19 protein-coding genes are annotated in these 26313 nt (G+C 60.0%); 6 read left to right on the top strand and 13 right to left on the bottom strand.

Annotated elements, in window-relative coordinates:
- Positions 1–25 precede the first annotated feature (25 nt).
- From ACZ0AZ_RS11265 to glnE, 11 genes are all read right to left on the bottom strand, one after another.
- A complete protein-coding gene (locus ACZ0AZ_RS11265; RefSeq protein ID WP_463537386.1) occupies positions 26–934 on the bottom strand; it encodes a glycosyltransferase family 2 protein in 909 nt (302 codons plus the stop codon).
- Positions 927–2681, bottom strand: a complete 1755-nt coding sequence (locus ACZ0AZ_RS11260; protein ID WP_463537385.1) for a carbamoyltransferase family protein — start codon at positions 2679–2681, stop codon at positions 927–929. The genes ACZ0AZ_RS11265 and ACZ0AZ_RS11260 overlap by 8 nt, the downstream gene beginning before the upstream one ends.
- 172 nt (positions 2682–2853) lie before the next feature.
- Positions 2854–3183, bottom strand: a complete 330-nt coding sequence (locus tag ACZ0AZ_RS11255; RefSeq protein WP_372339870.1) for a YceK/YidQ family lipoprotein — start codon at positions 3181–3183, stop codon at positions 2854–2856.
- Positions 3184–3362: 179 nt separating this feature from the next.
- Positions 3363–4814 carry a lipopolysaccharide kinase InaA family protein gene (locus ACZ0AZ_RS11250; protein WP_463537384.1) on the bottom strand — a complete coding sequence of 484 codons (1452 nt, stop codon included), beginning with the start codon at positions 4812–4814 and terminating at the stop codon, positions 3363–3365.
- Entirely contained in the window at positions 4814–5566 is a 753-nt protein-coding gene (locus tag ACZ0AZ_RS11245; RefSeq protein ID WP_463537383.1) for a lipopolysaccharide kinase InaA family protein, read from the bottom strand. The genes ACZ0AZ_RS11250 and ACZ0AZ_RS11245 overlap by 1 nt, the downstream gene beginning before the upstream one ends.
- Positions 5563–6297 carry a lipopolysaccharide kinase InaA family protein gene (locus ACZ0AZ_RS11240; protein ID WP_129998217.1) on the bottom strand — a complete coding sequence of 245 codons (735 nt, stop codon included), beginning with the start codon at positions 6295–6297 and terminating at the stop codon, positions 5563–5565. The genes ACZ0AZ_RS11245 and ACZ0AZ_RS11240 overlap by 4 nt, the downstream gene beginning before the upstream one ends.
- Positions 6297–7103: a lipopolysaccharide core heptose(I) kinase RfaP gene (gene rfaP / locus ACZ0AZ_RS11235; RefSeq protein WP_129998218.1), complete on the bottom strand. Its 807-nt coding sequence runs from the start codon at positions 7101–7103 to the stop codon at positions 6297–6299. Before rfaP ends, ACZ0AZ_RS11240 begins: the two co-directional genes overlap by 1 nt.
- On the bottom strand, positions 7103–8224 hold the full coding sequence (locus ACZ0AZ_RS11230) for a glycosyltransferase family 4 protein (protein ID WP_310404031.1): 1122 nt from the start codon (positions 8222–8224) through the stop codon (positions 7103–7105). The genes rfaP and ACZ0AZ_RS11230 overlap by 1 nt, the downstream gene beginning before the upstream one ends.
- Entirely contained in the window at positions 8224–9285 is a 1062-nt protein-coding gene (gene rfaC / locus ACZ0AZ_RS11225; RefSeq protein ID WP_463570882.1) for a lipopolysaccharide heptosyltransferase RfaC, read from the bottom strand. The genes ACZ0AZ_RS11230 and rfaC overlap by 1 nt, the downstream gene beginning before the upstream one ends.
- Before the next feature lies 1 nt (position 9286).
- A complete protein-coding gene (gene waaF / locus ACZ0AZ_RS11220; protein WP_039756765.1) occupies positions 9287–10321 on the bottom strand; it encodes a lipopolysaccharide heptosyltransferase II in 1035 nt (344 codons plus the stop codon).
- A gap of 175 nt (positions 10322–10496) precedes the next feature.
- Positions 10497–13436: a bifunctional [glutamate--ammonia ligase]-adenylyl-L-tyrosine phosphorylase/[glutamate--ammonia-ligase] adenylyltransferase gene (glnE, locus tag ACZ0AZ_RS11215; protein WP_463537382.1), complete on the bottom strand. Its 2940-nt coding sequence runs from the start codon at positions 13434–13436 to the stop codon at positions 10497–10499.
- Between the two features lie 384 nt (positions 13437–13820).
- Here glnE and aceE point away from each other — a divergent pair, with 384 nt between their 5' ends.
- From aceE to msrA, 5 genes are all read left to right on the top strand, one after another.
- Positions 13821–16466, top strand: coding sequence for a pyruvate dehydrogenase (acetyl-transferring), homodimeric type (gene aceE, locus ACZ0AZ_RS11210; protein ID WP_039756761.1), 2646 nt, complete (start codon positions 13821–13823; stop codon positions 16464–16466).
- 11 nt (positions 16467–16477) lie between these two features.
- Positions 16478–18430, top strand: coding sequence for a dihydrolipoyllysine-residue acetyltransferase (gene aceF, locus ACZ0AZ_RS11205; RefSeq protein WP_039756759.1), 1953 nt, complete (start codon positions 16478–16480; stop codon positions 18428–18430).
- A gap of 276 nt (positions 18431–18706) precedes the next feature.
- A complete protein-coding gene (locus ACZ0AZ_RS11200) occupies positions 18707–20104 on the top strand; it encodes an alkaline phosphatase D family protein (RefSeq protein ID WP_129998222.1) in 1398 nt (465 codons plus the stop codon).
- A gap of 254 nt (positions 20105–20358) precedes the next feature.
- A complete protein-coding gene (locus tag ACZ0AZ_RS11195) occupies positions 20359–23055 on the top strand; it encodes a putative bifunctional diguanylate cyclase/phosphodiesterase (RefSeq protein ID WP_463537381.1) in 2697 nt (898 codons plus the stop codon).
- 195 nt (positions 23056–23250) lie between these two features.
- Positions 23251–23901: a peptide-methionine (S)-S-oxide reductase MsrA gene (gene msrA / locus ACZ0AZ_RS11190; RefSeq protein WP_463537380.1), complete on the top strand. Its 651-nt coding sequence runs from the start codon at positions 23251–23253 to the stop codon at positions 23899–23901.
- A 71-nt stretch (positions 23902–23972) separates the two neighbouring features.
- Here the strand turns inward: msrA and ACZ0AZ_RS11185 are convergent, their stop codons facing one another.
- Complete coding sequence (locus ACZ0AZ_RS11185; RefSeq protein WP_039756754.1) at positions 23973–24809, bottom strand: 23S rRNA (adenine(2030)-N(6))-methyltransferase RlmJ; 837 nt, start codon at positions 24807–24809, stop codon at positions 23973–23975.
- 420 nt (positions 24810–25229) lie between these two features.
- Between ACZ0AZ_RS11185 and ACZ0AZ_RS11180 the strand changes: the two genes are divergently transcribed.
- The gene (locus ACZ0AZ_RS11180) at positions 25230–25643 is read left to right on the top strand and encodes a hypothetical protein (RefSeq protein WP_129998225.1); all 414 of its coding nucleotides are present in this window, start codon (positions 25230–25232) and stop codon (positions 25641–25643) included.
- 93 nt (positions 25644–25736) lie between these two features.
- On the opposite strand, the gene ACZ0AZ_RS11175 is transcribed toward ACZ0AZ_RS11180, so the two are convergent.
- On the bottom strand, positions 25737–26057 hold the full coding sequence (locus tag ACZ0AZ_RS11175) for a hypothetical protein (RefSeq protein ID WP_039756751.1): 321 nt from the start codon (positions 26055–26057) through the stop codon (positions 25737–25739).
- Between the last annotated feature and the right edge of the window lie 256 nt (positions 26058–26313).

The raw sequence follows: 26313 nt of genomic DNA, 5'->3' as shown, positions 1-26313 counted from the left end.
ACAGGTACGCCAAAAAACAACAGATTTATCGGAACAGCAGGCGCAAGGCTTTGCGCATGTAAGACCAACGCCCGAGAATGCGCCAATCGGCGCGTAGCGCCTGCATGTAGAATGCTTTCGCCAATGCGTATTCGCCATGCGAATAGCAATCTCGAAACAATGACAGGCATCGTTGAGCGAGATATGCCTGACGCAAATCGTGAAATTCTCGCGGCATCCGCTGACTGGAAAAAACTTCAGCAACCACCTGCTCGGTACCCGCTGCCAGGCTCTGGCGCAAATCATGGCGCATGCTGTCGGCGTGCTTGTAAATGAGTGCCAGTGGCTGTTCGATCACCGTGCAGGGAAAGCGCGCCAGCACTTGCGCAAATACCGGTAAATCCTCAACGTTGCGCAGATGCTCGGGATAGTTGCCCGGCGCGAATACATCACGATGCATTGCGCAAGCACCGTTGGAGATCGACACCGTCTTGTCCAGCAAATAGCCTCTGACCCGCTGGCGCAACGTTGCCGGCAGTGGTTTGACAGCCTGCAGGCTGCGCTTGCCACCGGAGAAGATTGACCAATGAGCGCCGATGATCATCCGCGTTTCAGGGTAACTGGCGATGTGTTGCGATAACGCCGCCAGTGCCCCGGAAGCCATCTCGTCATCTGCGTCGAGAAAAACCAGAAATTGCCCGACGGTTTCCTCGATCCCGCGATTGCGCACTGAAGACAGTCCGCCATTGCTTTGGCGTATGGCACGAAAACGCCCGGGGTGCTCTGCCAGCAACGCTCGTACAACCTCAGGCGTCGCGTCAGTGGAACCGTCATCGATAACCAGCAGATCCGCCGTCGCTTCATGCAACTGCGCCAGCACCGACTCCACAGCCCGAGGCAGCGAACTGGCGTAGTTGTACGCGGGGATCACGACGCTGATCAGTGTTTCAGTCAAGACCGTTTCCTTGCACGCCGTCTTTGACGACAAGAATATCTTCCATGATCAGATATTGCAGGTCAGAACCAAAAAACATATTCAGCGCATCGGTCGGCGAGCAGATCATCGGTTCGCCTCGACGGTTGAGCGAAGTATTCAGCGATACGCCGTTGCCGGTCAGGTCTTCCAGCGCCTTCATCATGTCGTAGTAGCGCGGATTGTATTCACGCTTGAGCACCTGGGCGCGGGAGGTGCCGTCTTCATGGACAACTTCCGGCACGCGGGTTTTCCATTCTTCGGCGACTTCGAAGGTGAAAGTCATGAACGGCGCCGGGTGATCGATCTTGATCATATGCGGCGCGACGGTGTCGAGCATCGACGGGCAGAAAGGCCTCCAGCGCTCGCGGAACTTGATCTGGTGGTTGATTCGATCAGCCACACCGGGAATGCTCGGGCAACCGATGATCGAACGGCCGCCAAGTGCACGCGGACCGAATTCCATCCGGCCCTGGAACCAGGCCACCGGATTGCCTTCAACCATGATTCTGGCAATCTCTTGCGGCATGTTGTCGAGCTTGCGCCAGGTCGGCTTGTTCTCATGACGGGCGCACGCAGCGATCACATCTTCGTTGCTGTAGGACGGGCCGAGGTAGACGTGTTCCATCTTCTCGACCGGTACGCCACGGGCGTGCGACACGTAAGCGGCAGCGCCGACCGCAGTGCCGGCATCGCCGGACGCAGGCTGCACGAACAACTCCTTGATGTCGTCGCGGGCGATGATTTTCTGGTTCAGCTTGACGTTCAACGCACAGCCACCGGCGAAAGCCAGTTTGCCGGTTTCCTTGAGTACGTCGCCCAGGTAGTAGTCGATCATCTGCAGCGCGAGCTTCTCGAACAGCGCTTGCATGCTCGCGGCGTAGTGGATGTACGGCTCGTCGGCGATGTCGCCTTCGCGCTTCGGACCCAGCCACTCGATCAGCTTCGGCGAGAAGTAGAAGCCTTTGCCCTTTTCTTTATAACGACGCAGGCCGATCACGTTGGCGTAGTCGGTGTTGATCACCAGCTCGCCATTTTCGAACGAGGCCAGACGCGAGAAATCATATTTGCTGGCATCGCCGTACGGCGCCATGCCCATGACCTTGAACTCACCGTCGAGCATCTCGAAACCGAGGAACTCGGTGATCGCACCGTACAGGCCGCCGAGGGAATCCGGGTCGAAGAATTCCTTGATCTTGTGAATCTTGCCGTTTTCGCCATAGCCGAAGAAAGTCGTGGCGTATTCGCCCTTGCCATCGATGCCGAGAATCGCGGTTTTCTCTTTGAAACCCGAGCAGTGATAGGCGCTGGAAGCGTGTGCCAGGTGGTGCTCGACCGGCTCGATCTTGATTTTCTTCGGATCGAAGCCCAGTTGCTCGAGGCACCAGACGATCTTGTTGCGATAGCGCTTGTAGCGACGGTTGCCCATCAGGATTGCATCGAGAGCGCGATCCGGGGCGTACCAATAGCGCTTGGCGTAGTGCCAGCGGGCCTTGCCGAACAGGCTGATCGGGGCGAATGGAATTGCCACCACGTCAACGTCGGACGGCTTGATGCCAGCTTGCTCGAGGCAGAATTTCGCCGATTCGTAGGGCATGCGGTTCTTTGCATGTTTATCGCGTACGAAGCGCTCCTCTTCAGCCGCCGCGACCAGCTTGCCGTCGATGTACAAGGCTGCGGAAGGATCATGGCTAAGGGCGCCGGACAGGCCAAGAATCGTCAATGCCACAGGGGTCTAGCCTCTTTAGTCTGCATGCAGGCGCGATGCGCCTTGAGTATTGATGTGCCTTCGCACAGGGCGAGTGGCAGCTAAAGGGCGGGATTATAGCGTAAACATGACGGGAATTACCTTGTGCGAATTGTCACCTGCGCGAATGGGCCGATTCAACGGACCGAACGACTCAATAGCCGTCTCTGCGCCAGTAAATACTCAGGTTTGAGTCGGCGACCTGGCGATAAATCGTATAGGGCAACGACAGGGTATCGAACACGGCGGACAGCGGAAGATCAAGCAACACAAAGGGCGCCAGCATGCCCGTCGGATCGGGCGGCGCATTCAACGTGCAAAAATCGAAGGCCAGGCCACTGTATACGCGCGGAATCGATTGGCAGTAGGTCTTCTTCTTGCGCAAGTCACGGGCAGCATCGGCGTCGTCCTGCAATACGGTCGAGACACTGCCACAGCCTGAGAGAACCCAGGAAAGAACGCCCAGCGTCATCAGTTTTTTCATGCTCAAGATTCGCCCTCCAGAATCGACAGGCAAATTAGCATCGAGGCCGAGCAGGGCACAGTTCATGGCTTCTGGAGAAGCTGTAGGACAAGTCGCTGTGTTTTGTCCGTTACTGCCCGCAGACTCGGATCCGCAGGGGACCGAGTCCCTCGCCGGAAGCGGCCTGCTCACGAAATGAGTCACCCCGCGCTCGAGACATCTTTCGGCAGGCGCTGATCAATGACGCGGTACAACGCACTGCCTGGCGGCCAGTTGCGCATGAAACGCGCGCGATCCCGGGCGTAGGCCGGGGCAAAGCTGCTGACAGAGCCGTGCTGGCACATCGAGTCGAGGTCGATCAAAGCCCAGCGATCCGCCTGCCAGAACAGGTTGTGGCCCTTGAAATCGCCATGACTGATGCGCTCGGCAATCAACCGGGCAAACAGCTGATCCAGTGCCTGCAACTCGGCTTCTGGTGCCTCGCCATTCTCCACGTAAGGCGTGAAGCGCTCGATGATGTCTGGCCCCGGCAGGAATTCCGTGACCAGATAGGCACTGCGGCGCAGCCACAAAAACCGCTTTTCCAGTACCGCCAGCGGTTTCGGCGTGGCGATACCAAGGAAGGCCAGGCGATTGCCTTCGCGCCACGAATGCCAGGCCCGACTCGGGCGCCAGAAGCGCTTGAGCCAGTGGGCAAAGCCCTTGATGTTGTAGCGCTTGATCACCAGCGTGCGGCCGCCCGCCTCGACTCGGCCGACGCTGGCCGCGCCGCCGGTCTTGTACAGATGCCCCCGATCAAGCAAGGCGTCGGCCTGTTCGAGCACCGGCAGCATGGCGGTTTCTTCTTCGCGGCGAATGGCGCGCAGAGCGAATGCGCCGCGGTGAACCGCGAACAAGGTGCAGTCGCGGCCGACCTTGATCAGATAATCCCTGAGGCGCCAGCTCCGGACCTTGTCGATCTGCTTTTGCAATGCCTCCAGCGGCAACGCATGCTCGCTGTTGCTCAACAGGTAATAGACCAGCAACTCTTCGGTGAACGGCTCCAGTGACTTGGGCAACTGGGCGAAAAACACCCCGAGGTTTTCCAGCACTTTCTGCCGGGACAATGGCTGCCCCGCCGTTTCCGCACGCACCCCGGCACCATCGATCAGATACAGCTGGCCGCCGTGACGCAGCAGATTGTCCAGGTGCAAGTCTTCCTGCCAGAGCCCTTTGCCATGCAGGCGACCGATGGCATCCAGCGCTTCGGCCAACACGGCCGTTTGCTCATCGGCCAACACAGGCAGCGACTCGACCTTCGCCCAGGCATCACCGAGGCTTTCGGCGTCTTCGAGAAATTCAAAGAGCAGCCAGCCGCCCTCGCCGTCTTCCAGCCCATCGGCCAACAGCAGCGGCGTGGTCAGGCCCTGCGCAGCGAGTAGCCGCACGCCATCCAGCTCGCGCTGAAAATGCCGGGCAGCCTTGCTGCCGACCAACAACTTGGCCAGTACCGGCCGACCGCGCCAGACCCCGGCACCGACGTAGCGCTGCCCGGGCAGCACCCGCAACAGGCTCAGCAACTGCAAATCCGCAGCCCCGGCTGCATCCGCCAGAGTCACAGTCAGCGGCAACGAGGGTGAGCGCCCGGATCGGGCCAGTTCGGACAAGCGCATCAGCGGGTCTCCTTGTGACTGCGCCGTGCCGTCAGCCGATCGAGCCAGCGGTCGAGCAGCGAACTGTCAGTCGGCTGATCGAGATAAGCCGCGAGCAACTGGCGCAAGTCTGCCTCGCTCCACTGCGGCGAACGGCGCTGCAAAGGCTCCAGATCCTTGACCCGATCACGCGCGCCGAACAGCAGCGGCCGGGTCTTTTCCAGATCAATCAGTTGCGCCTCGAAACCGTCGCCAGTGGCGCGCAGAAAAATATGCTTGGGATAAAAACAGCCATGCACCTGACGCATGCCGTGCAGACGCCGCGCCAGCAATCCGCAGGACTTGAGAATCGCCGAATGTTGCGCGGCACTGAGTTGAGCCCAGCGTTCAAGCAACGAATCCAGATCGCTCCAGCCGTCCAGTGCGCGGGTCAGCAAAATGGCGCGCACTTCCCCATCAACCTTGCGCTCACCGAAAAACGCGGCCTGCAATGCCGGGATGCCAAGCTTGCGATAGCGGCTGATATTGCGGAACTCGCGGGCAAAGCTCGGCTCGCCAAGCGGTGCATGCAAGGTGCGGGTCAGATAGTTGCTCTGGCGCTTGAGGTAATAACCCTGGCCTTCCAGGTTCAGGCGGAACACGCTGCTCCAGCCGCCGCCAGAAGTGTTGGGCTCATCCACCGCTTCCAGCTGTTTGGCCCACAGCGCGTCGAAAGTGCCGAGACCGTGGCGCTCCAGCAGCCCACGGTCCTGCTCGGCAATAAAATCAGTCATTCACGTCCCTCAAAAAATCTCACCACGTGCCGAATCCGTTTCTTGTCGGCGACATCGAGCCGATCGCACTGGCGGTACTGCTTATAGAAACGCAGGCGTTGGGTATTGGACAGGTGATATTTGGCCAGCTTGTCGAGACAGGCCAGGTCCTTGGTGATCCGGTACTTGAGCCAGAAGCCGCGCCAGAACTCACCGTTGGGGCAGTCGATGAGAAAGATACGCGCCTGATCGTCGATCAACAGGTTGCGCCATTTCAGGTCGTTATGGGTAAAGCGGTGATCATGCATGGTCCGGGTATAACCGGCCAGTTGCCGGCTGACGCCGTCGACCCAGGCGCGATCCTTGAGTTTGGGATCCTTGCGCTCGGCCAGCGCCGAGAGGTCTTCGGTGTTGGGCAATTCGCGAGTGATCATGGCGCCACGATCATAAGCCGCACCACGTCGTTCCAGCCCCCAGGCGACCACCTCGGCGGTAGGGATGCCCCACTTGGCGAAGCGCTTGAGGTTCTGCCACTCCATCTTCACTCGCGGCTTGCCGAGGTAGCGACGCAGGCCCTTACCGGCGCCGACGTAGCGCTTGACGTAATAGTTGACGCCGGCGCGCTGCACGCGGATGACCTCCGAGAGCGGGTCGCGAGTCAGGCGTTCACCCTGCAACGCAAATACGGCTTCGAGGCTGCCAAACTCTTCGGCGAGTTCGCTGTACTGCGGCTCAAGCGTCCAGCCCGCCATCAGAGCGCATCCCCGTAACGCTGCTTGCGTTCGTAGAGCTTGTCGGCCTTGCCTTGCAGCCAGTTCAGCAGCGGCGCCTCTTCTGCCAGAATCTGCCGCAGCGGTTGCTGGAAATAACCCTTGAGGAAACGCAGCTTGTCGCGGCGAGTCAGGCCGATGTCCAGCGCGGAGAAATACAGCGCCGCCAGATCCTTGTTGCGCCAGCGCTGAGTGATTTTCGCGCGGGTCTGGGCACGGTGCAGATCGATCACCGAGAGTTTGAAATCCTGCGGCGTCACCGGTTTGTCGGTGTGCAGCAGGAAGTGGCAAATGTAGCAGTCACGGTGATTGACCCCGGCGCGGTGCATCATGCCGGTCATCCGCGCCACTTCGGCAATCAATGCGCGCTTGAGTGTTGGCTCGGGGGGGTGCTTGACCCAGTCGATGCTGAAGTCTTCCAGGCTGATGGTCGGCGCCAGTTCTTCGGTGACGATGAACGAATGCTGATCCGCCGGGTTGCTGCCCTTCTCGCCGTAGGCGACGGCGGTCATGGTCGGCACGCCGACTTCCTGCAGGCGCTGAATGGCTTTCCACTCTTGCCCGGCGCCGAGCACCGGCAGCTTGGCGGTCAGCAGGTTCTTGAAGATTTCGCCCCAGCCGATGCCACGGTGGATCTTGACGAAAAAGCCATGGCCGTCGACTTCCGTGCGCAATGTCCGGCGTGCTTCCAGCTCGCGGTATACCTCGCCCTGCAAGCCTTCGACTGCGGCGAACGGGTCGCGTCCGGCCCAAAGGCTTTTGAACGGTTCAGCCAGCATCAACTTCATTAAGCGTGCTCCGCCAGAATCACATCCGCCGCGTGCTGCGGCATGCTGTAGAGGTCGGCCGTCTCGGCGAAGGCCAGACCGTTGCGGCTCCAGGCCGCACGTGCAGCGTCATTGCTCAACATCTCGGTAAGGTATTGCGTCAGCTGCGCCTGCTCGAACGGCTCGTCCAGCACTCGCCCGGCGTCGGCCTCGGCAATGTAATGGGCGTATCCGCAGACCGCGCTGACCAGCACCGGCAAACCGGCCACCAACGCTTCAAGCAGCACGGTACCGGTGTTTTCGTTGTAGGCCGGGTGAATCAACAGGTCGGCGCCGAGCAGAAAACGCGGGATATCGCTGCGCCCTTTGAGAAAGGTCACGTTGTCACCCAGGCCCAGCGTCGCACTCTGCATCTGGAACAATTTGGGGTCATCCTGGCCGATTACAAACAGCCGGGTGCGTTTGCGCAATTCGGCGGGCAGTGCGGCCAGCGCTTTGAGGCTGCGATCGACACCCTTGGTCTTGAAGCCGGAGCCGATCTGTACCAGCAGCAGCTCGTCGTCCCTGAGATCAAATTCGGCACGGAAACCGGCTCGGATTTCATCAGCATTTGCTGGGCGACGACGATCCTGGGCGATGCCCGGCGGCAGCAGATGGAAGCGCTCAAGCGGCGTGTCGTAGTGCTTGATGAACAGTGGTTGCTGCACTTCGGAAATCATCAGCACTTCGGTCTTCGCGTCCTTGGCGAACACCGCGCGCTCGTACTCGGCGAAGTGACGATAGCGGCCCCAGCGGCGATACAGCGAGTTGCGCAGGTTCTGCGCCTTGTCTTCGAAGCAGCCATCAGCCGCGTAGTACACGTCCAGGCCCGGCATCTTGTTGAAACCGATCAGACGATCGACCGGGCGCCTGGCCAGATCCGCCGCCATCCACGCGCTGAGTTTCTCATTGCGACGGTGATTGAAGAACGCCTTGACGGGCGCCACCAGCACTTCAAAACCCGGCGGTATATCGCCTTCCCAGATCAACGTGTAAACACGGATCTGATGGCCGCGCTTCTGGCATTCGAGGGCGATGCGCATGAAATCGCGCTGCAAGCCACCGAACGGAAAATATTTGTACAGGACGAATGCCAATTGCATCAGCGCAGCTCCTCAGCCATCAACAACGTGCTCAGTCGGCTGGCGACACGCTCGGGATTTACAAGCGTGAAGCACAAAGGCTGCTCGCGTTTCAGGTCAAACTGACGGGCATCCTGCTCGGTCGGTTGGTAGGTACATTTTTTCTGCATGCAGGGCGCGCACGGGAAGTCGCTGGCCAGATGAATCTGCAGCTTGCCGTAGGCGCCAGTCAGGCCCGGGTTGGTCGGGCCGAACAGCGAAATGGTCGGCACGTCCAGCGCAGCGGCCAAGTGGCCGAGACCGGTGTCCACCGCCACACAAGCCTGCGCGCCGGCGAGAACTTTGCCGACGCCGGCCAGATTGAGCTTCGGCAGCACTTCGGCATGTTTGAAGCCGGCAGCGATGCGCTCGGCGCGGGCTTTTTCCTGTGGGTTGCCCCACGGCAACTTCACGCCAACGCCGAGGTAGCCGACCCGCTCGGTCAGCTCGCGCCAGTAGATTTCCGGCCAGTGCTTGGTGTCCCAAGTGGTGCCGTGGAGGAACACCACGTAGGCATTCTTGCGCGGCAACTCGACCAGCCGCTCGACGTTGAGGCCGTAATCACCGAGGCCTTTGGGCAAGTCGTAACCCAGCGCGATGGCAAACAACTGCCGTACGCGCTCGACGGCATGTTGGCCACGGGCGACAGCGAGTTTGCGATTGTAGAAGCGCGCAGCCATCGGCTCGCGAGCGGAGGTTTTATCGAGGCCGGCCACCGGCGCTTTGACGTAGCGGGTCAGCCAGGCGCTTTTCAGCAAGCCTTGAGCGTCGATCACCAGGTCGTATTTATTGGCGCGCACGCTTTGCTTGAAGCGTTTCCACTCGCCGCTGGTGATGGTGTTCCACAGATTCTTGCGCCAGCGGCGGATGGCCACCGGAATTACCTTATCGACCGCCGGGTGCCAGCTCGGAATCTCGGCGAAGCCTTCTTCCACCACCCAGTCGAACTTGATGCCCGGGATCGCGCGGGCGGCGTCGGTCAGCGCTGGCAACGCGTGAATCACGTCGCCCAGCGATGAAGTCTTGATCAGCAATACCCGCAAGTTAATGAACCTCGATCACGGAGCCCTGCAACTTCTGCAAGGCATCGTTGACCGCGTCCGGCATCAGCTGGCGCAGGCAGTTGTAATGGCCAAAACGGCAGGTGCGATCGAAGCACGGGCTGCATTCGATGCCCAGGCGCACGATCTCGACCTGCTCGGCCAGCGGCGGGGTGAAGCCCGGCGAGGTCGAGCCATAGACCGCGACCAGCGGGCGATTCAATGCCGCAGCGACGTGCATCAGGCCGGAATCGTTAGAGACAACCGAATCAGCACAGGACAGCAGGTCGATGGCCTCGGCCAAAGAAGTGCCGCCGCTGAGGTTGACCGATTCTTCGCGCAGGCCCGGGATCAGCCGGGCACGAATGTCCTCGCCGACCGCGTGATCGTTTTTCGAGCCGAACAGCCACACCTGCCAGCCCTCGCGAATGCGCGCTTCGGCGACCTTGGCGTAGTGCTCGGACGGCCAGCGCTTGGATTCGCCGAACTCGGCGCCAGGGCACAGGGCCAGGACCGGGCGATCGAGGCTCAGGCCGAATTTGGCCAAAGCGGCTTCGCGGGTGACCGGGTCAATTTGCAGGCTCGGGCGCGGATACGGCTTCGGCAACTCAGCGTTCGCTTCATAGGCCAAGGCCATGAAGCGCTCGATCATCAGCGGATAGCGTTGTTTGTCGAGGGTACGCACGTCGTTGAGCAGGCCATAGCGGAATTCGCCGCGCCAACCGGTACGTTTCGGGATGCCGGCAAAAAATGGCACCAGTGCCGATTTCAGCGAATTGGGCAGCAGGATCGCCTGATCGTACTGGCCGCGCAGGGATTTGCCAATGCGCCGACGCGTCGCCAGTTCCAGTGCGCCGTGGCCGAGCGGGAAGCTCAAGGCCTTGCGCACTTCGGGCATGCGCTCGAGGATCGGCCGGCTCCATTCGGGCGCCAGCACGTCGATTGCGCATTGCGGGTGGCGCTGCTTGAGACACTGAAACAGTGTCTGCGCCATCACCATGTCACCGACCCAACTGGGCCCAACGATCAGAATATTCATGTGGTTTCCAAAAACGAACCGGGGAGGCATTTACGCCTCCCCGCCTCGATAATCATTGTGGAAGCGGCGCTGCTGGCGATGGGTCATTTCCTTCAACATGACTGTCGACTGTCACTCCGCTATCGCGAGCAGGCTCACTCCTACAGGGTTTTGCATCCGGCCATACATCTGTGGTTCAGCTTAGCCCCAACTCTTTCCAGATCCGCAACACCTGTTGCCGCTCTTCGACAAACTGATCCCCGGCTATCACCCCGGCGTCCTTCTGCAAGGCCTGCCGGTGGGCGGCGGAGCGGTAGGCCTTGTAGGCCTCGCGCAACAGACTGGCATCTTCGGCGGGCATCAGCCCTTCGTGCTCCAGCTCTTCCAGAATGCGGATGTTATCGGTCCAGCGCAGCAGTGGCGGATGGCTGTGTGACCACGCCAGGGCCGCGTATTGCACCATAAATTCAATATCGACGATACCTCCGGCGTCCTGCTTGAGGTCGAACGGCACGCCCGCGTCGAACGCATTCGCCGCCGTGCCGGCCGCGGTGCTTCGGGTGCCGAGGTTGTCGCGCATCTTGGCACGCATCTCGCTGACTTCCTGCTGCAGTTTGGCCAAATCCCGAGGCTTGCCCAGCACCTGCGCGCGGACTTTCTCGAAGGCCTGGCCAACATCCTGGCTGCCCACCAGCACCCGCGCGCGCACCAAAGCCTGATGCTCCCACGTCCAGGCTTCATTTTCCTGATAGCGAGCGAACGCGCCGAGAGAACTCACCAGCAGCCCGGAAGCGCCGGACGGACGCAGGCGCATATCCACTTCATAGAGCTGGCCGGAGTTGGTCTGCGCCGTGAGCAGGTGAATGATCCGCTGCCCCAGACGCGTGAAGAACTGCGCGCCGTCGATGGATTTCGGCCCATCGGTTTCCGCCTGCGGATCGCCGTCATGGATGAACACCAGATCCAGATCCGAACCATGCCCCAATTCGATACCACCGACTTTGCCATAACCGACAATGATGAAACCGGGGTCGCAGAGCGTGCCGTCGGTGCGCAGCGGCGTGCCGTACTTGGCCACGGTCTGCCGCCAGGCCAGAGCCAGCACCTGTTCGAGAATCGCCTCGGCCAGCCAGGTCAGGTAATCGCTGACCTTCATCAACGGCAGGCTGCCGGCGATTTCCGAGGCGGCGACGCGCAAGCGGTGCGCCAGTTTGAAATGGCGCAAGGCTTCCATTTGTTGCTCGAGGTCGTCCTCGGGAATTCGCGTCAGCCGTTCGCGCAACTCGGCCGCCAGTTCCGGCGCCAGCGGCGGCTTGAACAGCCGGCCCTCGTTGAGCAATTCGTCGAGCAGCAGCGGGAAGCGCGTGATCTGCTCGGCAATCCACGGGCTCGCCGCACACAAGGTCAGCAGGCGGCGCAGCGCGCCGGGGTTTTCCGTGAGCAACACCAGATACGCCGAACGCCGCGCCACCGCTTCCACCAGTGGCAGCACGCGCTCAAGCACCAAATCGGGATTGGCATGCTCCACCGCTTGCGCGAGCAGTCGTGGAATAAACGCATCGAGACGCTCGCGCCCCAGTCGCTGCATCGCGCGCAATTGCGGACTGCCACGCAAACCGGCCAGCGCTTTCAGCGCTTTGCCGGCATCGACAAAACCGCCTTCCTGCAACTGCCGGCACGCGGCCTCTTCGTCCTGTTCTTCCTCCCACAGCGGCAGCCATTCACCACCGACCACCACTTCGCTTTCGCCGCCCTCTTCTTCGTCGGGATCAGCGATCACTTGGGCGAAATGCCAGGCCACACGCCCACGCCAGTACATCAGTTGTTCATGGAAGGCGGGCCAATCGGCGAAACCCAGCATGAAGGCGATGCGCGCCTGATCCTGAGCATTGTCCGGCAGCATTTGCGTCTGACGGTCAGCGATCGCCTGAATCGCGTGTTCGGTGTAACGCAGAAACTCGTAACCCTCGCGCAATTCGCTGACCACCGCCGGCGGCAGATAGCCTTGCCCTTCCAGCGTGCTCAGCACCTTTAATAGAGGACGCTGTTGCAGGCTCAGGTCGCGGCCACCATGGATCAGTTGAAAGGCCTGAGCGATGAACTCGACCTCACGAATGCCGCCGGAACCGAGCTTGATGTTGTCGGCCATGCCCTTGCGCCGCACTTCCTGCTGGATCAACTGCTTCATGGTGCGCAGCGCTTCGATCGCCGAGAAGTCCAGATAGCGCCTATAAACGAACGGCCGGAGCATATCGAGCAACTGCGCGCCGGCCACCTGATCGCCAGCCACCACCCGCGCCTTGATCATCGCGTAGCGTTCCCAGTCGCGGCCCTGATCCTGGTAATACTGCTCCAGCGCATTGAAGCTCAGCACCAGCGCACCGGACGATCCGTATGGGCGCAGGCGCATGTCGACGCGGAAGACGAAGCCGTCGACCGTCATGGGATCCAGCGCCTTGATCAGACGCTGGCCGAGGCGGATGAAGAATTCCTGATTATCCAGCGAGCGTTTCACGCCGACGGTTTCGCCGCCTTCGGGGTAGGCGAAGATCAGGTCGATGTCGGAAGACAGATTCAGCTCGACCGCGCCGAGCTTGCCCATGCCGAGGATGACCATCTGCTGCGGCTCACCACTGCGCCGACCGGTCGGCGTGCCGAATTGCTCGCAATGACGGCTGTAAAGCCATTGATAAGCCTGATCGATGGTGGCGTCGGCCATGTCCGAGAGGTCGCGGCAGGTCTGCACCAGATCGGCCTGGCGGGTCAGGTCGCGCCAGATGATCCGCACCTGATGGCGTGCGCGTTGGCGACGCAAGGCGCGGCCGAGTTCGTCTTCGCTCTGCGCGGTGTTCACGGCGGCGGCGATCTGTGCGCGCAACTCGCCGGGCGCAAAGGGCCGATCGAGTTCGCCGGACGCCACCAGCGCCAGCAACATCAAAGGGTCACGAATGCTCTGTTCAATGACAAATTCGCTGGCAGCGCTGACGCGGGCGAATTGCGCCCAGCGCTCCGGCGTCCAGCTCGACAGGCCGTGATCGTCTTCAAGGGCGGCGACGGACGTACGGAACGACTGCTCGGATCGGCTGACCAACGGCAGGAGAATGGCGGGCAGTTCGGCAAGCACGGGCAGGGTCATGGTCTATCCTTGATCGGCGTATAAAGGGCCGCTTGTAGTGAATGATGAAAACCCGCTACGTGAAGGACTGTCGAACAAAAGTTAGAAATAGCTGAAATTTGTTCTTCTTTGGCATCCAGCATCAAACTTTCACCTTATTCGGATGGAAATCGACCCGCCTTAACGATTATTCTCACAACGCAGTCGGAGGCCACAAGCCTTTCATCTGTAGTTTTACTACTCGTCTATACATTCGAAAGGCTGAAATGCCGGAAGATTTGTAGTAAAACTACACGCCGCCGGAACAACCTGTCGGCAATCCAAGAATTTTAAATCGTCTGCCCACAAGGCCAGTCGCAAACTCAGGCAACCGATTCTGGAAGCCTTTCCGCCCTGGAGCAAGCCATGCAAGACCTCGATCCCGTCGAAACCCAGGAATGGCTGGACGCCCTGGAATCGGTTCTCGACAAAGAAGGCGAAGACCGTGCTCACTATCTGATGACCCGTATGGGCGAACTCGCGACCCGCAGCGGCTCGCAGCTCCCTTACGCGATCACCACGCCTTACCGCAACACGATCCCCGTTACCCACGAAGCACGCATGCCTGGCGACCTGTTCATGGAACGCCGCATTCGCTCGCTGGTACGCTGGAACGCGATGGCCATGGTAATGCGCACGAACCTGCGAGATTCGGACCTGGGTGGTCACATCTCCAGCTTCGCTTCCAGTGCGACCCTGTATGACATCGGCTTCAACTATTTCTTCCAGGCCCCGACCGACGAACACGGCGGCGACCTGATCTACTTCCAGGGTCACACCTCGCCAGGCGTTTACGCCCGCGCATTCATGGAAGGCCGCATCACCGAAGACCAGATGAACAACTTCCGTCAGGAAGTCGATGGTCAAGGCCTGTCGTCCTATCCGCACCCTTGGCTGATGCCTGACTTCTGGCAGTTCCCGACCGTATCGATGGGTCTGGGTCCGATCCAGGCGATCTACCAGGCGCGCTTCATGAAGTACCTGGAGCACCGCGGTTTCATCCAGCCGGGCAAACAGAAAGTCTGGTGTTTCCTGGGCGACGGCGAGTGCGACGAGCCGGAATCCCTGGGCGCCATCTCCCTGGCCGGCCGCGAGAAGCTGGACAACCTGATCTTCGTCATCAACTGCAACCTGCAGCGCCTCGACGGCCCGGTTCGCGGCAACGGCAAGATCATTCAGGAACTCGAAGGCGTGTTCCGCGGTGCACAGTGGAACGTAACCAAAGTCATCTGGGGCCGTTTCTGGGACCCATTGCTGGCCAAGGACGTCGACGGCATCCTGCAGCGTCGCATGGACGAAGTCATCGACGGCGAGTACCAGAACTACAAAGCCAAAGACGGCGCGTTCGTTCGCGAGCACTTCTTCAACACGCCTGAACTCAAGGCAATGGTTGCCGATCTGTCCGACGACGAGATCTGGAAACTCAACCGTGGCGGCCACGACCCGTACAAGGTCTACGCGGCGTACCACGAAGCGGTCAACCACAAGGAACAACCGACCGTCATCCTCGCCAAGACCATCAAGGGTTATGGCACCGGTGCCGGCGAAGCGAAGAACACCGCGCACAACACCAAGAAGGTCGACGTCGAGAGCCTGAAGCTGTTCCGCGATCGCTTCGATATCCCGGTCAAGGACGAAGAGCTGGAGAACCTGCCGTTCTTCAAGCCAGAGCCGAACAGTGCCGAAGGCCGCTACCTGGCCGAGCGTCGCGCTGCATTGGGCGGCTTCGTGCCACAACGCCGTGCGCAGAGCTTCAGCGTACCGACTCCGGATCTGGACACCCTCAAAGCCATCCTCGACGGCTCGGGCGACCGTGAAATTTCCACCACCATGGCCTTCGTGCGGATCCTCGCGCAACTGGTCAAGGACAAGGAAATCGGTCCGCGCATCGTCCCGATCATCCCGGACGAAGCCCGTACCTTCGGTATGGAAGGCATGTTCCGTCAGCTGGGTATCTACTCCTCCGTCGGCCAGCTCTACGAGCCAGTCGATAAAGACCAGGTGATGTTCTACAAGGAAGACCAGAAAGGTCAGATCCTTGAAGAAGGCATCAACGAAGCAGGCGCCATGAGCTCGTTCATCGCTGCCGGTACTTCGTACTCCAGCCACAACCAGCCGATGCTGCCGTTCTACATCTTCTACTCGATGTTCGGCTTCCAGCGTATCGGCGACCTGGCCTGGGCCGCTGGCGACAGCCGTACCCGTGGCTTCCTGATCGGCGGCACCGCCGGCCGTACCACCCTGAACGGTGAAGGTCTGCAGCACGAAGACGGTCACAGCCACCTGCTGGCCGCGACCATCCCGAACTGCCGCACCTACGATCCGACCTACGGCTACGAGCTGGCGGTGATCATTCAGGACGGCATGAAGAAGATGACCGAAGAGCAACAGGACATCTTCTACTACATCACCGTGATGAACGAGTCGTACCAGCAGCCAGCCATGCCGGCCGGTGCCGAAGAAGGCATCAAGAAAGGCATGTACCTGCTCGAGGAAGACACTCGCGATGCGGCGCACCACGTTCAGCTGATGGGCTCCGGTACCATCCTGCGCGAAGTGCGTGAAGCGGCGAAGATCCTGCGTGAAGAGTTCAACATCGGCGCTGACGTGTGGAGCGTTACCAGCTTCAACGAACTGCGTCGCGACGGCCTGGCCGTAGAACGCAGCAACCGTCTCAAGCCTGGCCAGAAGCCTCAGCTGAGCTACGTCGAAGAGTGCCTGAACGGCCGTAAAGGTCCGGTCATTGCCTCTACCGACTACATGAAGCTGTTCGCCGAGCAGATCCGTCAGTGGGTACCGTCCAAGGAATTCAAAGTCCTGGGCACCGACGGTTTCGGCCGCAGCGACAGCCGCAAGAAACTGCGTCATTTCTTCGAAGTCGACCGTCATTTCGTGGTGTTGGCAGCCCTGGAAGCACTGGCTGACCGTGGTGATATCGAACCTAAAGTCGTGGCTGAGGCCATCGTCAAGTTCGGCATCGACCCGGAAAAACGCAACCCACTGGACTGCTGAGGAGACATTTTGTGAGCGAACTCATTCGCGTACCTGACATCGGCAGCGGTGAAGGTGAAGTAATTGAACTGTTTGTGAAGGTCGGCGACCGCATCGAAGCCGACCAGAGCATCCTGACTCTGGAATCGGACAAGGCCAGCATGGAAGTGCCGGCCCCGAAAGCCGGCGTCATCAAGAGCCTGAAAGTGAAGCTGGGCGACCGTCTGAAAGAAGGCGACGAACTGCTCGAACTGGAAGTCGAGGGCGCTGCTGAAGCGGCCCCTGCGCCGGCCGCCGCACCTGCTGCGAAAGCCGAAGAGAAACCGGCTGCCGCCCCTGCTGCTGCCGCGCCTGCCGCTGCTCCTGCTGCCGCTTCGGTACAGCAAGTGCACGTGCCGGACATCGGTTCGTCGGGCAAGGCACAGATCATCGAGATTCAGGTCAAGGTCGGCGACAGCGTCGAAGCTGATCAATCGCTGATCACCCTGGAATCCGACAAGGCGAGCATGGAAATCCCGTCGCCTGCCGCTGGCGTGGTCAAGGCCATCAACGTCAAGCTCAACGACGAAGTCGGCACTGGCGATCTGATTCTGGATCTGGAAGTGGCGGGTGCTGCGGCCCCTGCTGCGGCCGCTCCGGCTCAGGCTGCTGCGCCTGCTGCTGCCGCTGCGCCAGCCCCGGCTGCTGCTCCGGCCGCACCGGCCGCTGACAGCGTTCAGGACATCCACGTGCCGGACATCGGTTCGGCCGGCAAGGCCAAGATCATCGAAGTGCTGGTCAAGGCCGGCGACACCGTCGAAGCCGACCAGTCGCTGATCACCCTGGAATCCGACAAGGCCAGCATGGAAATTCCATCGCCTGCCGCTGGCGTGGTCGAAAGCGTTTCGATCAAGCTGGATGACGAAGTCGGCACTGGCGACCTGATTCTCAAGCTCAAAGTCAAAGGCGCGGCACCTGCTGCCGCCCCGGCTGCACCCAGCGCGCCGGCACCTGCCGCTGCTGCTCCGGCTGCCGCTGCCGCTACACCTGCCGCCGCTCCAGCCGCCGCACCGGCCAAGCCGGGCGCGAAGGTTCACGCCGGCCCTGCCGTGCGTCAACTGGCTCGTGAGTTCGGCGTCGAGCTGAGCGCCGTTGGCGCCAGCGGTCCGCATGGTCGCATCCTCAAGGAGGACGTGCAGGTTTACGTCAAGGCGATGATGCAGAAGGCCAAGGAAGCACCGGCCGCTGCTGGCGGCGCTACCGGTGGCGCGGGCATCCCGCCGATCCCGGTGGTCGATTTCAGCCGTTTCGGCGAAATCGAAGAAGTGCCGATGACCCGCCTGATGCAGGTCGGCGCTGCCAACCTGCACCGCAGCTGGCTGAACGTGCCACACGTGACGCAATTCGACTCGGCGGACATCACCGAGCTGGAAGCCTTCCGTGTAGCGCAAAAAGCCGTGGCCGAGAAGGCTGGCGTCAAGCTGACCATCCTGCCGCTGCTGCTCAAGACCTGCGCGCACCTGCTCAAGGAGCTGCCGGACTTCAACAGTTCGCTGGCGCCAAGCGGCAAGGCGATCATCCGCAAGAAATACGTGAACATCGGCTTCGCCGTCGACACTCCGGATGGCCTGCTGGTGCCGGTGATCAAGAACGTCGACCAGAAGAGCCTGCTGCAACTGGCGGCCGAAGCGGCTTCGCTGGCTGAAAAGGCCCGCACCAAGAAGCTGTCCTCGGACGAGATGCAAGGCGCCTGCTTCACCATTTCCAGCCTCGGTCATATTGGCGGCACCGGCTTCACGCCAATCGTCAACGCGCCGGAAGTGGCGATCCTCGGTGTTTCCAAGGCAACCATCCAGCCGGTCTGGGACGGCAAAGCCTTCCAGCCGAAGCTGATGCTGCCACTGTCGCTGTCCTACGATCACCGTGTGATCAACGGCGCTGCAGCTGCACGCTTCACCCAGCGTCTGGGCAGCCTGTTGGGCGACATCCGCACCATCCTGCTGTAACCCAAACGGCCCTCCGGCAACGGAGGGCTGTTTGCTGCACCCTTTCGAGCGCCACACGCTCGTACCTCAACCCCGTCAATTGACGGGGCTTTTTTTTGCCTGAAATAAACCGGATCGCGCCTCTTTCCTACAACCTGCGCTGACATCGGCCACAGGCCTGGTCCACTTAACGCCAATATTTTCCGCCGCCGGCCAACTAACCTCTGCTCAGGAAAGTTGCTTCAATGCGCTCCGCTTATTTAATTCATCTTATTAAAATCTCGAACGGAATCGATCATGTTCAAACCGACTATCGGCCCTATTGTGGGCCACACCACAACTAACGAAGTACGCATTTTCATTCGCGGCGAACAGCAGGACAGAAAAAGAGTCTTTGCCGGAGTCCGCGCTCGCAAGGCCGGTGCGGAAAAATGGTCCAACAGCGTATTTGCACTTTTGAATCCGGCTAATGACATGTCGGGTGTGCTCGTATTGCACGATCTCGATGCCGATTGTGAATATGAATATCAAGCCGGTTGCCTAAGTCCGATGAACCCGGTGCATACCATCGACACGGTGGTCGAGTTTCCATTGCAATGGCCGCGTCAGCTCTACCGCTTTCGCACCCGAACTGCGCAGGGCAACCAGCCCCGCAGCTTTATCGTCGGTTCGTGCCGTTATCTGCGGATCACCGCAGGCATCGCTTCCCTGCCGCAACTGGGCGACCGCATCTTTGGCTCGATCAATCAACTGATCGAAAACAGTCATCTACCGGTCAGTGCGGTAATCATGACCGGCGACCAGGTTTATGTAGATGACTTGAATATCATTGCACCGGATCGCGAAGCCAAAGACATTCTGAAGAAATATCGAACGGCATTTTCGCAACCGAATATTCAACGACTGATGTCCAATACATCGACTTACATGATGCTTGACGATCATGAAATCGAAGATAACTGGCCCGCCAATGCCAAAGATGCGGACAAGGACTTGTATCGCAATGCCATGGCCGCTTATGAACTTTATCAAGCCAGCCACAGCCCGGTTTATGCATGTAACGGCAAGGGCCAGATAGACCGGGACAGCTTGAAGCATTACTGGTATCAGTTCGGCGACAGCGATATCGCTTGGTTCGTTACCGACAGTCGCACCCAGCGCAACCTGTCGAAAGACGACCGGCGCATTCTCGACGTCGAACAGGAACAAGCGCTGCTTGAATGGCTGATTCATACTCCGGCACGAGTGAAATTCGTGGTGACCAGCGTGATGTTTTATCCCGACCGCAAGCTTCACGGTGACGATGCCTGGAAAGCTTTTCCCGAACAGCGTCTGCGCCTGCTGGAAACCATTCGTACCCATCGGATCAAAAACGTGGTGTTCGTCTCAGGCGATGTCCATGGCTCGCTGACCAGTCGCTTGACTCACAGCGAAGACACCGATTTCGAAGTGCACACCATCGTGTCGTCACCGCTGCACAACAGCAAACTGTTGCCGTATGCCAAAGCCTCGACGTTTATCCTCGATCAACCGCTGGTGCGCACGGCAGCCGGGGATTATCGGCACGAGCTGACCGGTGCCGTGGTGAGTCAGGACAATTTTGCGCATGTGGTCGTTGAGGCTGATCAGATATGGGTCAACTACCATGACCGCGATGGCAAGAAGCTGCAGTCGATCAGTATGAAATTGCGTTGAAACAGCAAAAGATCGCAGCCTTCGGCAGCTCCTACACCAGGCGCATTACCCTGTTGGGGCGGCGTGAAGCTGCGATCTTTTGTTCATTTCAGTCATGCACTGGAGAAATGTTCACTGCAGCCGACATATTCTTATAGCACTTGGCCTTCATCTCTCTTGTCAGTCGGTGCCGCAATGATGCAACCTTGCCGCAGCCAACAGACAAGAGGGCGAGAGCCCGGCGCATTCAGCATATTTCCAAGCGAGTTCCCTTCATGAAGAGCCAACCCGATGCCGCCAGCCGTATGGCGGCCGAGGTAGTGACGCAGTTGCCTGTGCCCTCGCGGCTCGGCATGCTGCGTTTCGAGCGCTTGAATGAAGCCAGTTGGGCGATGCTGTTCCTCGATCCCAACTGCGAACGCCAGTTCGGCCAGCCGGCCGTCGAGCTCTGCGCCCTGGTCGGCTCGCCCTACGCCAGCCTGATGGAGCCCGAAGCGCGCTACCAACTGCATGACGCGATCCAGCAGCAGTTGAGCAAAAGCGCGCATTACGTGGTGCGCTACACCCTGCACACCGCCGCCGGCGCGTTGAACATCCTCGAGCTGGGTGAAGCCTACAAACAGCACAACCGGCATTTGCTGCGCGGCTACCTGCTGGCCGTCGACGAGGTGTTCGACGAAACCCAGGCGCTGCCTTCGGTCGACCTGGAAACCCAGAATTCGCGCCTGCAAATCGCCCTTGAGCTGAACCAGCGTGCCCAGCAGGAACAACTGCAGCATCTGGAACGCGTACGCGCCCAGCAGGATCTGATTCTGCTGCTCGCGCGCCAGCGCTACAGCACCCACAATTCGCTGCAGGAAGCCGCCGAGCTGATCACCCGCTGCGCCTGCGACATTTACGAGATCGACTGCGCCAGCCTGTGGAACCTCGAAGGCCAGCGCTTGCTGCCGATCTCCGCCTACCATCGCGCAACTCAGGAATACATCCTGCCGGAGCCGATCGATATCAGCGGCTTCCCCGACTACATGGAAGCGCTGCACAGCAGCCGCGCCATCGACGCAAACAACGCCATGCATGACCCGCGCACCCGCGAGATGGCCGAGGCGATGCGTCCGCGTGACGTCAACGCCATGCTCGACGCCAGCATTCGCGTCGACGGGCAAGTGGTCGGCGTGTTGTGTCTGGAACAGACCGGCGCGACCCGCGCCTGGCAGTCCGACGAAATTGCCTTTGCCGGCGAGCTGGCCGACCAGTTCGCGCAAGTGATCAACAACCACAACCGCCGCACTGCCACCAGCGCCCTGCACCTGTTTCAGCGCGCGGTCGAGCAAAGCGCCAACGCCTTTTTGCTGGTCAATTGCGACGGCGTGGTCGAGTACGTCAACCCGAGCTTCACCGCGATCACCCAGTACACCACCGAGGAAGTCCACGGTCAGCGCCTGTCGGAGTTGCCGGCGCTGGAAAACCTCAGCGAACTGCTGTTCGACGCGCCCTCGGCGCTGGCCCAGAGCAACAGCTGGCAGGGTGAATTCAAGAGCCGCCGGAAAAACCTCGAACCCTACTGGGGGCAGTTGTCGATTTCCAAGGTCTATGGCGACAACCGTGAGCTGACGCATTACATCGGCATCTACGAAGACATCACCCAGACCAAACTCGCGCAGCAGCGTATCGAGCGCCTGGCCTACACCGACAACCTGACCAACCTCGGCAATCGTCCGGCATTCATCCGCAATCTCGATGAGCGTTTTGCCCGCGACAGCGATGCGCCGATCAGCCTGTTGCTGGTCGATATCGACAACTTCAAGCGGATCAACGACAGCCTCGGTCACCAGACCGGCGACAAACTGTTGATCAGCCTCGCCCGGCGCCTGCGCAACAGCCTCAGCCCGAGTGGGAGCCTGGCGCGTTTTGCCAGTAACGAATTTGCCGTATTGCTCGACGACACCGATCTTGAAGCCGGGCAGCAGATCGCCAGTCAGTTGCTCATGACCCTCGACAAGCCGATGTTCGTCGACAACCAACTGATCAGCGTCACCGGCTCCGTCGGCCTCGCCTGCGCGCCGCTGCACGGGCGCGATCCGCAGACCCTGATGCGCAACGCCGGCCTGGCACTGCACAAGGCCAAGGCCAACGGTAAACATCAGTTGCAGGTGTTCACTGAAGCGCTGAACGCCGAAGCCAGCTACAAACTGTTCGTCGAGAACAACCTGCGCCGCGCCCTGACCCAGAACGAGCTGGACGTGTTCTACCAGCCGAAACTGTGCCTGCGCAGTGGGCGCCTGCTGGGTATGGAAGCGCTGTTGCGCTGGAACCATCCGGAACGCGGCATGATCCGCCCGGACCAGTTCATCAGCGTCGCCGAGGAAACCGGCCTGATCATTCCGATCGGCAAATGGATCGCCCGTCAGGCCTGCCGCATGAGCAAATCCTTGACCGCCGCCGGCCTGGGCAATCTGCAAGTGGCGATCAATCTGTCGCCGAAACAGTTCTCCGATCCGGATCTGGTCGCCTCGATCGCCAACATCCTCAGGGAAGAAGCGCTGCCGGCGAGTCTGCTCGAACTGGAGCTGACCGAAGGCCTGCTGCTGGAAGCCACCGAAGACACCCACTTGCAGCTCGACCAGCTCAAGCGCCTGGGTCTGACCCTGGCCATGGATGACTTCGGCACCGGGTACTCGTCGCTGAGCTATCTGAAGAAATTTCCGATCGATATCATCAAGATCGATCGCAGCTTTATCCATGAGATCCCGGACAACCAGGACGACATGGAAATCACCTCCGCGGTGATCGCCATGGCCCACAACCTGAAACTCAAGGTCGTCGCCGAAGGCATCGAAACCGCCGAGCAACTGGCGTTCCTGCGCCGGCACCGTTGCGACGTCGGCCAGGGTTATCTGTTCGACCGACCGATTCCGGGCGATGAGCTGATCAAAGCGCTCAAGCGCTATCCGCGTGGGCCGCTCTGTCTCTAACGCCGGCTTCTATGAAGATCCCTTGTGGGAGCGAGCCTGCTCGCGAAGGCGATAAATCCGTTGGCATCTTCGTCGCCTGATACCCCGCTTTCGCGAGCAGGCTCGCTCCCACAGTTTTGATAGTGCGAATTCCGGCATCATTCGGCACACTGGCGGTCTGACTTTTTACCTCCAACCTGACTGAGAGGAACGCTCATGGTTCTGCGCTCGGAAATTCTGGTGAACAAAAACGTGCTTCCAACCAAAGAACAAGCCCTGCCCGGCCGCGAAACCCCGATGACTCTGCCGGAAAAACACTTCGTCTTCGAAGACACCCCGCTGCTCGGTCCATTCTTTCAGGACGTCGACTTTGCAATCTTCGGGCTGGGTTGCTTCTGGGGCGCGGAACGACGCTTCTGGCAGCGCGAAGGCGTAGTCAGCACCGTGGTCGGTTACGCCGGCGGCTTCACGCCGAATCCGACGTACGAAGAAGTCTGCTCAGGCCTGACCGGCCACGCCGAAGTGGTATTGGTGGTGTATGACAAGGCCCAAGTCAGTTACGAAGAACTGCTGGCGATGTTCTGGGAACTGCACAACCCGACTCAGGGCATGCGTCAGGGCAACGACGTCGGCACCCAGTACCGCTCGGTGATCTACGCGACCACCCCGGAGCAACTGGATGCCGCGCTGAAAAGCAAAGACGTATATCAGGCGGAACTGGCCAAGGCCGGTCTGGGTGAAATCAGCACCGAGATCGACCAGGCCCCGACCGTGTACTTTGCCGAGGCTTATCACCAGCAGTATCTGGCGAAGAACCCTGAAGGTTACTGCGGGATTGGCGGCACCGGCGTGTGCATGCCGAGCTAAAAGCTGCTAGCGGCAAGCTTCAAGCTGCAAGCGCTGTTTTCGCTTCAGCTTGTAGCTTGTAGCTTGTAGCTTCATTCCGCTATTAACCAATCCATCTGCCAGCCACCCTGGGTCTGCCCCAGTTTCTTCGACAACCACGGCAGCAACTCACGCAACTCTTCCTCCAGCCCCCACGGCGGATTGGCGATCGCCAGCCCGGAACCGTTCAGGCTGTTCGGCGTGTCCAGCGGATGCACCAGCAGCTCCACACGCAGCAACTTCGGTGCACCCGTGCCTGCCAGGTCCTGATAAAAACGCCGCAGCGCACGCTGATCCTTCACCGGATACCAGATCGCAGCCACGGTCTGGCGCATGCGGCCGATGGCTTCTTTCATCGACGCCGCACAACGCTGCATCTCGTCCAGTTGCTCGAACGGCGGATCGATCAGCATCACCGCCCGCTTTTCCTGCACCGGCAACATCGCCCGTGCCACGTGCCAGCCCTCGCCCAGATGCACTTTTACCCGACGATCGCCGGCCATGTTGTCCTTGAGCAACACGCCATCTTCGGGGTGCTTCTCGTTGAGCATCACCCGATCCTGCGGCCGCGTCAGGCGCCGCGCCAGCTCCGGCGAACCCGGGTAATAGCGCAACTGGCCATCCGGGTTCATCTCGTGTAGCACCTTCATATAGTCGGCAGTCAGCGCCGGCAGGTCCGGCTGATCCCACAACCGCGCAATGCCTTCCAGGTACTCGCCGGTGCGATTGGCCTGATCGCCCTGCAAGTCATACAGACCAATGCCCGCGTGGCTGTCGAGATAGGCAAACGGCTGCTCCTTGCGCGACATCAGGGCGATGAGGCGGGTCAAGGTCAGGTGTTTGAACACATCGGCGTGATTGCCGGCATGGAAGGCGTGACGATAATTCATGGCTGCTCCTGCGAGGGCCGCAAAGTTTACCTTTTACCGGGCGGCAAGTCAGGGGTTGGCGGCCGAGCGGACAAAAGCCTGCCCTCACCCTAGCCCTCTCCCGGAGGGAGAGGGCTAGGGTGGTGATCTTGCGAGTTACATCGACTTGAATGATCGACGTGATCTCAGGCTTGGCCAAACGAAGGTCACCGCTGAAGTCGCAGGTCGGCGTACAACACCCAGACACCTCGGTCAGTCCCCAGAAAGAACACCACCATCCAGCCTTGGCCAAGCGAAGTTCACCACTGAAGTCGCAGGTCGGCGTACCTCACCCAGACAACTCGGTCAGTCCCCTCTCCCTCTGGGAGAGGGTTAGGGTGAGGGGCTTTGCTTTTATGGCGTTAAACTGGCTAACCATGAACGACAGGAAGTCAAAAACTCATGCGATATCTGATCATCTGTTTACTCAGCCTTCTTGGCCCATACTTAGCCCTTGCCGACGAAACCCACATTGAACAGGCACGCCAGACACTAAAGAACTACGGGCTGAGTCACTGCATCCTGGCGCCATTCAATGAGCGATCAGCCCTGAGAAAAGACATTGCACTATCCGCCGATGCCTACTCATTCATGGGCAACGGCCTGCATTCCATCCTGCAAAATGAAGACACGCTGCAAGTGCTGCACGATCCCTATAAAGAAACACTGAGCTACGTGTTGGCGGCTTACGAGCAGACACCCTCACGCAGCAAACACTCAAATGAGAAAGTAGTGTTCCTTGCGTGCCTGAAAATCTACAACTCCGAAGCGTTCAACTGCTTTATCCAAACTCAAGATGCCTACATCTCTGACTGACTCCCTGATTTCAATCAACATCAAAAGATCGCAGCCTTCGGCAGCTCCTACATGGGATAGGCGCTCACTCTGTAGAAAGCTGCGATCTTTTTTTCAGGCGGGTAAGCTGCGCAGGCGCTTGCCGATGACGTCCAGCACATCGCAGCCATCGCGCAGTGGAATCGCGCAGAGCAAGGCAAAGTCGCTGAGGATCACGGAGTCGCATTCGATCGAGCCGCGCATGCACATGTTTTCCAGGACCTGGGCCACGGCGCGGATGCGGTAGTTGGCGGCGTCCATGAGGATGTCGAGGGGCACGTGGGTGTCGATGAACAGGCTGGGCATGTCGCTGCAATTGCCGGTCAGGGCCATGAAGCGGTTATCGGGGTGAGGGGTGATTTTTTCGTAAGGAGGATCAGTATGCATATTGGCCATTTTTGTCGTTCCATGATTGATTAACGTGAGCCGCCATCACACCTTCCTACGGGTTAGGGTGGCAGCTGTGCGCAGGAGTAGGAACCGAGCAATCATGGACCTCGGCCACGCCGAAGCGTGCCCCACGCACAGCCGCCGCGAACGATCTTACGGACTTGAACCAAGTGCCGCAAAAAGCCAACGAACTGTAACGTCATGAATGCGGGGATCCTTCACCCTGTCACCACTCTCGCAGTGACAACGAAAAGACTATCCC

This window comes from Pseudomonas sp. AC239, assembly GCF_979258545.1.
This window is presented reverse-complemented; position numbering and strand designations above follow the sequence as displayed.

Coding starts and splice junctions, on each gene's coding strand:
- ACZ0AZ_RS11255 (WP_372339870.1), bottom strand. CDS start 3,183: ATGAAAAAACTGATGACGCTGGGCGTTCTTTCCTGGGTTCTCTCAGGC.
- ACZ0AZ_RS11250 (WP_463537384.1), bottom strand. CDS start 4,814: ATGCGCTTGTCCGAACTGGCCCGATCCGGGCGCTCACCCTCGTTGCCG.
- ACZ0AZ_RS11245 (WP_463537383.1), bottom strand. CDS start 5,566: ATGACTGATTTTATTGCCGAGCAGGACCGTGGGCTGCTGGAGCGCCAC.
- ACZ0AZ_RS11240 (WP_129998217.1), bottom strand. CDS start 6,297: ATGGCGGGCTGGACGCTTGAGCCGCAGTACAGCGAACTCGCCGAAGAG.
- rfaP (WP_129998218.1), bottom strand. CDS start 7,103: ATGAAGTTGATGCTGGCTGAACCGTTCAAAAGCCTTTGGGCCGGACGC.
- ACZ0AZ_RS11230 (WP_310404031.1), bottom strand. CDS start 8,224: ATGCAATTGGCATTCGTCCTGTACAAATATTTTCCGTTCGGTGGCTTG.
- waaF (WP_039756765.1), bottom strand. CDS start 10,321: ATGAATATTCTGATCGTTGGGCCCAGTTGGGTCGGTGACATGGTGATG.
- glnE (WP_463537382.1), bottom strand. CDS start 13,436: ATGACCCTGCCCGTGCTTGCCGAACTGCCCGCCATTCTCCTGCCGTTG.
- aceE (WP_039756761.1), top strand. CDS start 13,821: ATGCAAGACCTCGATCCCGTCGAAACCCAGGAATGGCTGGACGCCCTG.
- ACZ0AZ_RS11200 (WP_129998222.1), top strand. CDS start 18,707: ATGTTCAAACCGACTATCGGCCCTATTGTGGGCCACACCACAACTAAC.
- ACZ0AZ_RS11195 (WP_463537381.1), top strand. CDS start 20,359: ATGAAGAGCCAACCCGATGCCGCCAGCCGTATGGCGGCCGAGGTAGTG.
- msrA (WP_463537380.1), top strand. CDS start 23,251: ATGGTTCTGCGCTCGGAAATTCTGGTGAACAAAAACGTGCTTCCAACC.
- ACZ0AZ_RS11185 (WP_039756754.1), bottom strand. CDS start 24,809: ATGAATTATCGTCACGCCTTCCATGCCGGCAATCACGCCGATGTGTTC.
- ACZ0AZ_RS11180 (WP_129998225.1), top strand. CDS start 25,230: ATGCGATATCTGATCATCTGTTTACTCAGCCTTCTTGGCCCATACTTA.
- ACZ0AZ_RS11175 (WP_039756751.1), bottom strand. CDS start 26,057: ATGGCCAATATGCATACTGATCCTCCTTACGAAAAAATCACCCCTCAC.